General features: G+C 60.1%; 10 protein-coding genes. 5 read left to right on the forward strand and 5 right to left on the reverse strand.

Features of this window, described 5'->3' with window-relative positions; all coding sequences use genetic code 11:
• Nucleotides 1-44 precede the first annotated feature (44 nt).
• The gene (locus tag QZR30_RS11755; protein ID WP_311903331.1) at nt 45-365 is read right to left on the reverse strand and encodes a hypothetical protein; all 321 of its coding nucleotides are present in this window, start codon (nt 363-365) and stop codon (nt 45-47) included.
• 357 nt (nt 366-722) lie between these two features.
• Here QZR30_RS11755 and QZR30_RS11760 point away from each other — a divergent pair, with 357 nt between their 5' ends.
• Nucleotides 723-2,789 carry an AsmA family protein gene (locus QZR30_RS11760; protein ID WP_056847088.1) on the forward strand — a complete coding sequence of 689 codons (2,067 nt, stop codon included), beginning with the start codon at nt 723-725 and terminating at the stop codon, nt 2,787-2,789.
• Between the two features lie 132 nt (nt 2,790-2,921).
• Here the strand turns inward: QZR30_RS11760 and QZR30_RS11765 are convergent, their stop codons facing one another.
• Both QZR30_RS11765 and QZR30_RS11770 read right to left on the reverse strand, forming a co-directional pair.
• A complete protein-coding gene (locus tag QZR30_RS11765) occupies nt 2,922-3,452 on the reverse strand; it encodes a ferritin-like domain-containing protein (protein ID WP_046070677.1) in 531 nt (176 codons plus the stop codon).
• Between the two features lie 97 nt (nt 3,453-3,549).
• Nucleotides 3,550-4,440, reverse strand: coding sequence for a DMT family transporter (locus QZR30_RS11770; RefSeq protein WP_046070678.1), 891 nt, complete (start codon nt 4,438-4,440; stop codon nt 3,550-3,552).
• 96 nt (nt 4,441-4,536) lie between these two features.
• Here QZR30_RS11770 and QZR30_RS11775 point away from each other — a divergent pair, with 96 nt between their 5' ends.
• From QZR30_RS11775 to QZR30_RS11785, 3 genes are all read left to right on the forward strand, one after another.
• Nucleotides 4,537-5,325: an AraC family transcriptional regulator gene (locus tag QZR30_RS11775; RefSeq protein WP_046070679.1), complete on the forward strand. Its 789-nt coding sequence runs from the start codon at nt 4,537-4,539 to the stop codon at nt 5,323-5,325.
• 71 nt (nt 5,326-5,396) lie between these two features.
• Nucleotides 5,397-5,696, forward strand: a complete 300-nt coding sequence (locus tag QZR30_RS11780; protein ID WP_017849707.1) for a PsiF family protein — start codon at nt 5,397-5,399, stop codon at nt 5,694-5,696.
• Between the two features lie 206 nt (nt 5,697-5,902).
• Nucleotides 5,903-6,916, forward strand: a complete 1,014-nt coding sequence (locus tag QZR30_RS11785; RefSeq protein ID WP_046070680.1) for an AI-2E family transporter — start codon at nt 5,903-5,905, stop codon at nt 6,914-6,916.
• A 42-nt stretch (nt 6,917-6,958) separates the two neighbouring features.
• Here QZR30_RS11785 and QZR30_RS11790 read toward each other — a convergent pair whose 3' ends face one another.
• Both QZR30_RS11790 and QZR30_RS11795 read right to left on the reverse strand, forming a co-directional pair.
• Nucleotides 6,959-7,228, reverse strand: a complete 270-nt coding sequence (locus tag QZR30_RS11790) for a hypothetical protein (protein WP_046070681.1) — start codon at nt 7,226-7,228, stop codon at nt 6,959-6,961.
• Between the two features lie 469 nt (nt 7,229-7,697).
• Nucleotides 7,698-8,966 (reverse strand): Hsp70 family protein, encoded by a 1,269-nt coding sequence (locus QZR30_RS11795; protein WP_046070682.1) that lies wholly within the window; start codon nt 8,964-8,966, stop codon nt 7,698-7,700.
• A 239-nt stretch (nt 8,967-9,205) separates the two neighbouring features.
• Here QZR30_RS11795 and QZR30_RS11800 point away from each other — a divergent pair, with 239 nt between their 5' ends.
• Nucleotides 9,206-10,147: a DnaJ C-terminal domain-containing protein gene (locus QZR30_RS11800; protein WP_046070683.1), complete on the forward strand. Its 942-nt coding sequence runs from the start codon at nt 9,206-9,208 to the stop codon at nt 10,145-10,147.
• The last annotated feature ends 75 nt before the right edge of the window (nt 10,148-10,222 follow it).

A 10,222-nucleotide genomic window follows, 5' to 3' on the forward strand; every position in this document is an offset into this window, starting at 1 on the left:
AAGCCCGATCGGCGGATCGGGCTTTTTTCTGGGCCACCACGGGCTTAGCTCTGTGCTTGATGCAGTTCTTGCAGACGGTCGGCACCGCCTTCAGCAACACCTTCGGTGTAGGCGCGTTTGTTGGCTTGTTCAGCACCGCCTTCTACCAAGCCTTTTTCTTGCAGACGGTTATAGCCATTTTCAGCCACGGCACCTTTGGCATAGTCGCGGTTTTCGTCTTCTTGCGAACCGCTGCGGGCCACGGTCTGGCTGGTTTGCACGGATCGGGCTTTATTTTGTGGGGTGGCCTGTTCGGCAGCTGGCAGGGCAAAAGCGCTGGAAGCCAGGACAGATAACAGGACGGTAGCGAGTAATTGACGTTTCATGATGGTTGCTCCTCGGGAGGGCGTTAAAGTGGGTACAGGGCTAATGCTACTCTTGATAAGTCGATATAAAAGTTCATAAACACAATGGTAATAATCAACAGAATTGATTGTTCCCTGCGGAGGCTCTAGATCGAGCCTCTCAAGCACGCGGTTTTGCACCGAGGTGGGTATTTTCGACACGAACATGGGTAACAATGGTGCGCCAGTGATGATCGAAATCTGTCTGTTCGATCAGGAAAGTGGCTTTTTGCGACTAAATTACGCGTCGGGTTAAACCCCCGGGCGGTTTGCCAGTCGTAGTCTTATAGGCTGCTCTAGAGGGGTAGCTCTGCCAGTCGTATTCAGGAGTCCTGTGCAATGACGCGCACTCGTAAAATCGTCGCTTGGAGCTGCGCCAGCTTCGTTCTGTTAATTGCCATCGTGGTGCTGATCCTGGTGTTCTTCGACTGGAATCGCATCAAACCGCCACTCAATGCCAAGGTCTCCGAAGAACTGCATCGCCCGTTCGCTATCAACGGCAACCTCGCGGTGGTGTGGCAGCGTGAGCCCGATGAAGGCGGCTGGCGCGCCTGGGTGCCGTGGCCCCATGTGATTGCCGAAGACTTGACCCTGGGCAACCCCGACTGGTCGAAACAACCGCAGATGGTCACGCTCAAGAAGGTCGAGCTGCGTATTTCGCCCCTTGCCTTGCTGGTGCAGCGCGTGGTGATCCCGCGCATCGACCTCACCGAACCGAGTGCCCAGTTGCAGCGCCTGGCCGACGGCCGCGCCAACTGGACCTTCAAGTTCGATCCGAAGGACCCCGACGCCGAACCCTCCAGCTGGGTAGTGGATATCGGTGCCATCGGCTTCGACAAGGGCCATGTGACCCTCGACGATCAAACCCTCAAGACCCAGCTCGATGTGATCATCGACCCGTTGGGCAAACCGATCCCTTTCGGCGAGATCGTCGGCGATGCCGATGCGAAGAAGGCCTTGGAAAAAGGCTCGGCACCCCAGGACTACGCGTTCGGCCTCAAGGTCAAAGGCCAATACCACGGCCAGCAGCTCGCCGGTACCGGCAAGATCGGCGGCCTTCTGGCTTTGCAGGACGCGGCCAAACCGTTCCCTCTGCAAGCCCAGGTGAAAGTCGCCGACACCAGCATCGCCCTGGCCGGCACCCTGACCGACCCGCTGAACCTCGGCGCCCTGGACCTGCGCCTGAAACTCTCGGGCAGCAGCCTGGGCAACCTGTACCCGCTGACCGGCGTCACGCTGCCGGACTCGCCGGCCTACTCCACCGATGGCCACCTGATCGCCAAGCTGCATGAAGCCAGCGGCGCCTCATTCCGCTACGAAAAATTCAATGGCAAGATCGGCAACAGCGATATCCACGGCGACCTGGCCTATGTCGCCAGCCAGCCGCGGCCCAAGCTCAGCGGCGCGCTGGTGTCCAACCAGTTACTCATGGATGACCTGGCGCCCTTGATCGGCGCTGATTCCAATGCCAAGCAAAAGGCTCGAGGCGGGGAGAGCAAGCAACCGGCGACCAAGGTGTTGCCGGTGGAAGAGTTCCGCACCGAGCGCTGGAGTGCCATGGATGCCGATGTGGAGTTCACCGGCAAGCGCATCGTGCACAGCGCCGACCTGCCCTTCACCGACCTCTATACGCACCTGGTGCTCAACGACGGCCAACTGAGCCTCGAACCGCTGCGCTTCGGCGTGGCCGGTGGCAAGCTCGATGCGCAGATTCGCTTGAACGGCCGCACCACGCCGATGGAAGGCCGCGCCAAGTTGACGGCGCGTAACTTCAAGCTCAAGCAGTTGTTCCCGACCTTCGAACCGATGAAAACCAGCTTCGGTGAACTCAACGGCGACGCCGATATATCCGGACGTGGTAATTCCGTGGCCGCGCTGCTGGGCACCTCAAACGGTGACCTGAAGATGTTGATCAACGACGGCGCCATCAGCCGAGGCCTGATGGAAATCGCCGGGCTCAATGTGGGCAACTACGTGGTGGGCCGCCTGTTCGGCGACAAGGAAGTGAAGATCAACTGCGCGGCGGCGGACTTCGGCATCAAGACGGGGTTGGCGACCACGCGGTTGTTTGTGTTCGATACCGAGAACGCCATCATCTACATCGATGGCACCGCGAACATGGCCACGGAGCAGTTGGACCTGACCATCACGCCGGAGTCCAAGGGCTTTCGCTTGTTTTCGCTGCGCTCGCCGCTGTACGTCAATGGGCCGTTTATCAAGCCCAATGCTGGCGTGAAAGCCATTCCCCTGGCCCTGCGCGGCGCCGGCATGGTGGCCCTGGGCGTTATTGCCGGCCCGGCTGCCGGGTTGCTGGCGCTGGTGGCACCGAGCGGCGATGAGCCGAATCAGTGCGCACCACTGCTGCAACAGATGAAAGAGGGCAAAGCGCCGAAAACCGTGAAATAACTGACTACACCTGAAACCAAATGTGGGAGGGGGCTCGCCCCCGATAGCAGCGGTTCAGTCAATATCTAATTCGACTGACACTCCGCTATCGGGAGCAAGCCCCCTCCCACAGGGGGACTGCTGTGTTGCTGATTACAGGTCCTGCAGAATATCCGCCATGTCATCGGCGTGTTCTTCTTCCTGGGCCAGGATGTCTTCGAAGATACGGCGGGTGGTCGGATCCTTATCACCGATGTACTGGATGATTTCACGGTAGCTGTCCACCGCGATACGCTCGGCCACCAGGTCCTCGTAGACCATCTCTTTGAGCGAGTTGCCTGCCACGTATTGGGCGTGGGAGTTCTTCGACAGCAGGTCGGGGTTGAACTCCGGCTCGCCGCCCAGTTGCACAATGCGCTCGGCCAGTTTATCGGCGTGCTCGGCTTCCTGGGTGGCATGTTCGAGGAACTCATCGGCGGCGACGCTGGCTTTCAGGCCGCTGGCCATGAAGTAGTGACGCTTGTAGCGCAACACGCAGACCAGCTCAGTGGCCAGCGACTCGTTGAGCAGGCGGATGATCTCCTGACGGTCGGCGTCGTAGCCTTCGGTCACGGCACCGTTTTCGACATTCTGGCGGGCGCGGCTGCGCAGGGTCGCAATGTCAGTCAAGTGTGCTTCAGTCATTTCAATCTCCTGGGGCTAATCCGGTTGTACGCCACGCTCTGCCGGCGTGATCGCTATAGGTTGTGAGTCCCGGGCCAGGCGAAAAGTTTTATCGGATTTAACAGGATGTGTCATGAGTGGCTCTGACCGGCGTGATCCAGCGCTCCGAGAGGATCACCCCACCCAAGGTCAGCAAGCCGCCCACCAAGTGATACGGCGCTAACTCTTCCTTGAGGACTACCGCTGCAATCAGTGCGGTAATCAACGGCAGTAGATTGAAGAACAGCGTGGTACGGCTCGGCCCAAGCGTCTTCACCGAGTGCATCCACGCCAGCGGCGCCAGCATCGAGGCCAGCAGGCAGGCGTACAGCACCAGCGGAATATTCGCCCAGCCCAGGCCCGCCTTGGCCGAGAACAGATACAGCGGGAACAGCACCACCACCGCCACCAGCACCTGTAGATACAAGAGCACCAACGGTGGCAGGCGCAACTGCCATTTTTTCAGCAGGGTGCTGTAGACCGCGTAGGCCAGTGTGGCGACGAGCATCATGCCGTCGCCCAGGTTGACCCCGTGTTGCAGCAGCGCACCGAGGCTACCGGACGACACCACCACCACTACGCCGGCGAATGACAGCACTGCGCCGGTCAGCGCGCCATAGGTCAGGCGTTGGCCCAGGCTGATAATGGCGGCAGTCAGGGCCATCAGCGGCATCAGCGACAGGATGATGCCCATATTGGTGGCGCTGGTCAGCGTGGCCGCGTAATAGGCCAGGCTTTGATACACCGCCATGCCCAGCACGCCGAGGATGAAGATCTTGCCCAGGTTCGGACGGATGAGCGCCCAGTTGGCAACGACCGGCTTGAGCATGAATGGGGTGAACAGCAGCGCGGCGAACAGCCAGCGGTAAAAGCCGATTTCAGCCGGGAAGATCGAGCCCACGGCCAATTTGTTGACCACGGTGTTGCCGGCCCAGATAAGGATGGCCAGCAGCGGATACGCGTATTGCATCGAAATAATCCAGTGTGTTGACGAGGCGGGATTATCCCCTGTCTGGATCGAAGCCTATACTGCGAACCAGACAACCGACCTCTGAATCCAGACAACATGCCCAGACATACCGTACGCCTCGCGGATTTCGCCAGCCTGCCCAGCCCTGTGTACTTCCGCTACTCCGAGTTCGCCCCGGATACCGAGTGCACCCCGCACCGGCATGGCTGGGGCTCGCTGGACTATTCGGCCAATGGCGTGATGCGCATGGAGGTCGCCGGCAACCGTTTTATGTCGCCACCGCAGTACGCGGTATGGATCCCACCGGATACCGAGCACAGCTCCTATAACGCCCAGGCGATCGTGTATCGCTCGGTGGGCTTGGCGCCGACGCTCTGCGAGCAACTGCCGCAAACCCCATGCACCCTGGCGATCAGCGACATTCTCAAGGCTATCCTCAGCGATTTTGCCCAGCGTGACGTGAATATCCCGCAAACGGACGCCGATATTCGCCTGGCCCAGGTGCTGGTGGACCAGCTCAAACAGGCGCCGATTCACGACGGCTTCTTGCCCTACGCTCGCCACCCAGGGCTGCTCGGTGTCCTGGAAGGCATGCAAGCGCAACCGAGCGACAATCGCCCGCTGGTGCAATGGGCGGAGCAAGTGCATGTCAGCGAGCGCACCCTGGCGCGCCAGTTTGTGCGCGAACTGGGCATGAGCTTTGGCGAATGGCGCCAGCGCTTGCGCTACCTGGCGGCCATTGAAGCGCTGGACAGTGAACGCAGCGTGCAGCATGTGGCGTTTGATTTGGGTTACAGCACCGCCTCGGCGTTTATCGCCATGTTCCAGCGTCACGCCGGTTGCACGCCGGAGCAGTACCGGCGTTCGAACATACGTGGTCGCTGAAGTTGTAACAGGTTTTGACTACACTGGCAGGTAGGCCGTGCCCGTCGGCACGGTAACAGGGAGAAAACTCCATGAAGATGCTGCGTATTCCGTTGTTGATGATGGGCCTGCTGCTGTGTTCCCAGGGCTTTGCCGCTACCGCCCAGCAGAACAAAATGACCACCTGCAATGCCGAGGCCACCACCAAGACGCTTAAAGGCGATGAGCGCAAGGCCTTCATGAAGACCTGCCTGTCCGCCCCTGCCGCCAACGACGCCAAGACCCTGACGCCGCAGCAGCAGAAGATGAAAGATTGTAATGCGTCGGCTAAAACCAAAGCGTTGACCGGCGATGCGCGTAAAACATTCATGAGCACCTGCCTCAAAGGTTAATCACGATTTCGCAGGCGCCGCAAAACAAATGTGGGAGGGGGCTTGCTCCCGATAGCGGCAGGTCAGCTACAGATAAGTTGACTGACATAATGCAATCGGGGGCAAGCCCCCTCCCACACTGATCGCATTCGCAACCAACCTCCTCGCTTGATTGCCGCAAGGCTGGCAGACTGCCCATCCTTTAACGCCGTTCGTTTTGAGGCTGTATGCCAACGTTTTCTCAGCGTCATGTGTTGTTGCTGTCCAGCTACATCATCATTTTCGGCGGGTTGCTGCTGGTGCTGCCGCTCAAATTGCTGCCCAGCCTGCTGGCCGGCCTGTTGGTCTATGAACTGGTCAACATGCTCACCCCGCAACTGCAACGCCTGATCGAAGGCCGGCGTGCGCGTTGGCTGGCGGTGGCCTTGCTGGGTACCCTGATCGTCAGCGTGCTGACCCTGATCTTCGCCGGCGCCATCAGCTTCCTGCTCCACGAAGCGGAAAACCCCGGGGCGTCCCTCGACAAATTCATGGGCGTGGTCGACCGCGCACGCGGCCAATTGCCGCCGTTTATCGACGCCTACCTGCCCGCCAGCGCCGCCGAGTTCCGCGTCGCCATCGGCGATTGGCTGAGCAAGCACCTGAGCGAACTGCAGTTGGTGGGCAAAGACGCTGCGCACATGTTCGTCACCTTGCTGATCGGCATGGTCCTCGGCGCCATCATCGCGCTGCAGCGCGTGCCGGACCTGACCAAACGCAAACCCTTGGCCGCCGCGTTGTTCGACCGCCTGCACCTGCTGGTCCAGGCGTTTCGCAACATCGTCTTCGCCCAGATCAAGATCGCTGCGCTCAATACCGCTTTCACTGCGATTTTCCTCGCGGTGGTGCTGCCGTTGTGCGGCATCCACTTGCCGTTGACCAAGACCCTGATCGTGCTGACCTTCCTGCTCGGCCTGTTGCCGGTGATCGGCAACCTGATGTCGAACACCCTGATCACCATCGTTGCGCTGTCGCTGTCGATCTGGGTGGCGGTGGCGGCGTTGGGGTATCTGATCGTGATCCACAAGGTCGAGTACTTCCTCAACGCACGCATCGTTGGCGGGCAGATCAGTGCCAAGTCGTGGGAGTTGTTGTTGGCGATGCTGGTGTTTGAGGCGGCGTTTGGTTTGCCGGGAGTGGTGGCGGGGCCGATTTATTATGCGTACTTGAAGAGTGAGTTGAAGTTGGGGGGGATGGTTTGACCATCTTCAGGCAGGGCGACTGAAAAGCCGCCCCGTTCTAGCTTACGACGCTTGCGGACTTAGTCTGCGTCCAATTACATCCATCAGATCACACCCATCCCGCAAGGGAATGGCCAGCAGTTGTGCAAAGTCGTGGAGCACCACGGCATCGCTGCTGATTTCTTCTCGGAATGCGAGATTTTCAAGTAATTGCGTCACTGCGCGAATGCGGTACGCGGCGGCTTCGTGTAGGACGTCGAGAGGTGCCTGTGTATCGATGATTAGAGCGGGGATGGTGCAGTCGTTGCCAGTCAAAGTGATGTAGCGATTCATAAGTGAAACTCCGTGGACTAATAAGAAGGAGCTCCCACTCGATTGTCGCCAAACAATTGGGTGGCAGCTGTACGCAGGTTGGCGAACCGGTCCACGGGCCCGGCAGACCCAAAGGTCTCCCGCGCACAGCCGCCATAATGCGGCTTTGCGGGTACAAAAATGCCTGCCAACGAAGCAGGCATTTTTGAACGTGGATGCAGGTCGCCAAACCTGATCGCCATGAGGGCGACGGCCGGACTATAAGCGTCATCACGCAAATCGTGCAAGGTTGGTTACAACATTCATCCGGTAGGGCGGTGGTGCACAAGGTATTGAGTGCGCGCAGGCCAACATGTGGGAGGGGGCTTGCTCCCGATTGCGGTATGGCAGTCAGCTTATCTGTAGCTGACCCGCCGCTATCGGGGGCAAGTCGAATCGTCGCACCGCCCCTCCCACATTGGGTTTGCAGCGCCTGCGAGATTGGGGCAGGTCAGCTGCCGTAGCGCTTGCTGGCCTCAATCGCCAGACCGCTGCCGATACTGCCGAAGATATTGCCTTCCACATGCCGCGCATTCGGCAGCATTGCCGAGATGCTGTGGCGCAGTGCCGGGATGCCGCTGGAACCACCGGTAAAGAACACGGTGTCCACCTGGGCCACGTCTACCGAAGCATCATTCAGCAACTGGGTCACGCTGTTGCGCACACGCTCGAGCAGGCCGTCGATGGCGGATTCGAACAAGGTGCGACTCAGGTCCACGCTCAAGCCCGGCTCGACCCGATCCAACAGCACATGGCGGCTGTCTTCGTGGGTCAGTTGGATCTTGGTTTCTTCCACTTCCATCGCCAACCAGTGCCCGGCGCGCTGTTCGATCAGCTTGAACAGGCGGTCGATGCCGCCGGTGTCTTCGATGTCGTAGCGCATGCTGCCCAGGGCCAGCTGGGATTTCTGCGAGTACACCGAGTTGATGGTGTGCCAGGTGGCCAGGTTCATGTGGTGGCTGGTGGGCATGTAGGCACCGCTTTTCATGCGGCTGCCATAGCCGAACAGCGGCATTATGCCGGCCAGGGACAGTTGCTTGTCGAAGTCGGTGCCGCCGATGTGCACGCCGCCGGTGGCGAGGATGTCGCTCTGGCGGTTGTCGTTGTGACGGCGGTCCGGTGACAGGCGCACCAGAGAGAAGTCGGAGGTACCGCCGCCGATGTCGACAATGAGCACCAGCTCTTCTTTCTCGATGGTGGACTCGTAATCGAACGCCGCCGCAATCGGTTCGTACTGGAACGAGATGTCCTTGAAGCCGATCTTGCGCGCCACGTCCACCAGGGTGTTCTCGGCTTCCTGGTCGGCCATCGGGTCGTCATCGACGAAGAACACCGGGCGGCCCAGTACCACTTCCTCGAACTCACGGCCAGCGGTGGCCTCGGCGCGGCTCTTGAGCTGGCCGATAAACAGCGCCAGCAGGTCGGTAAACGGCATGGCCGTGCCCAGCACGCTGGTGTCGTGCTTGATCAACTTGGAACCCAGCAGGCTCTTGAGCGAGCGCATCAGCCGGCCTTCGTAGTTTTCCAGGTATTCGTGCAGGGCCAGGCGGCCATACACCGGGCGACGCTCCTCGAAGTTGAAGAACACCACCGACGGCAAGGTGATCTTGTCGTCCTCCAGCACGATAAGCGTCTCCTCGCCGGGGCGGATCCAGCCGACGGTGGAGTTGGACGTGCCGAAGTCGATACCGCAGGCACGGGCTGGGGATGGGTTTTTCATGTCTATCGGGTTCCGGTTGAAAAACGGCCGCGCAGTGTATGTCAGTCGCAGGCGCTTGCGTAGGCCGACTATCCGTTAAATCACGCTTGAAAGTGCGGGATTTGCCCCCACATCTGGTGCATACGGCTGATGCCGATAACACTTTGACGTACCCCCCAGGCCACCACCCTCAACAGGTGCAAACCAGCGCACGTGGTGCCCCGGGCAGTGCGATCTCGATAAAGGATGGTGAACCGCCGATGGATTTCAAAGATTACTACAAGATTCTGGGTGTAGAGCCGACGGCCGATGATAAGGAAATCAAGGCGGCCTATCGCAAGCTCGCACGCAAATATCACCCCGATGTCAGCAAGGAAAAAGACGCCGAAGCGAAATTCAAGGACGCGTCCGAAGCCTATGAGGCGCTTAAAAGTGCTGACAAGCGCGCCGAGTACGACGAGCTGCGCAAATACGGCCAGCACGGCCAACCGTTCCAGGGGCCACCGGGCTGGCAGAGCCGTGGTGGGTTCGGCGGTGGCGGCGCGGGTACCGAGGACTTTTCCGATTTCTTCAGCTCGATCTTCGGTGGTCGTGGCGACGCTTTCGGTGGCGGCCAGCGCCGTCCTGCGGGGCGCAAGGGCCAGGACGTGGAGATGCAACTGACGGTGCACCTCGAGGAAACGCTGTCCACCGAGTCCAAGCAGATCAACTTCCAGGTGCCGCAATACGACGCCTCGGGCCGTCACGTCAGCAACACCACCAAAAGCCTGAATGTGAAGATCCCCGCCGGCGTGGCCGACGGCGAGCGCATCCGCCTCAAAGGGCAGGGCGCACCGGGCATTGGTGGGGGCGCCAATGGCGACCTGTACCTGATCATCAAGTTTGCGCCGCACCCCAAGTTTGAAGTGGACGGCGAAAACCTGATCATCCATTTGCCCCTGGCGCCTTGGGAACTGGCATTGGGCGCGGAAGTCGCAGTGCCGACGCTCACCGGCAAGATCAACCTCAAGGTGCCCGCCGGCAGCCAGAACGGCCAGCGCATGCGCGCCAAGGGCCATGGCTTGTCGAACAAGGCCGGGCAGCGCGGTTATCTGTTCGTGCAGCTCAAGGCGGTCATGCCCAAGACCAGCGACGAAGAGGTCAAGGCATTGTGGCAAGCGCTGGCGCAGAAGGCCGCGTTCAACCCGCGTGAGCATTTTTGAGCGGCGATACATAGCTAGGGCTTGCCAGGCCGGGCGATTCGATAGGTTGGTGTTTTCGCAACCCGTCATGGATGG

Origin of the sequence: Pseudomonas sp. rhizo25 (genome assembly GCF_031931935.1) — a bacterium.
GTDB lineage: Bacteria > Pseudomonadota > Gammaproteobacteria > Pseudomonadales > Pseudomonadaceae > Aquipseudomonas > Aquipseudomonas synxantha.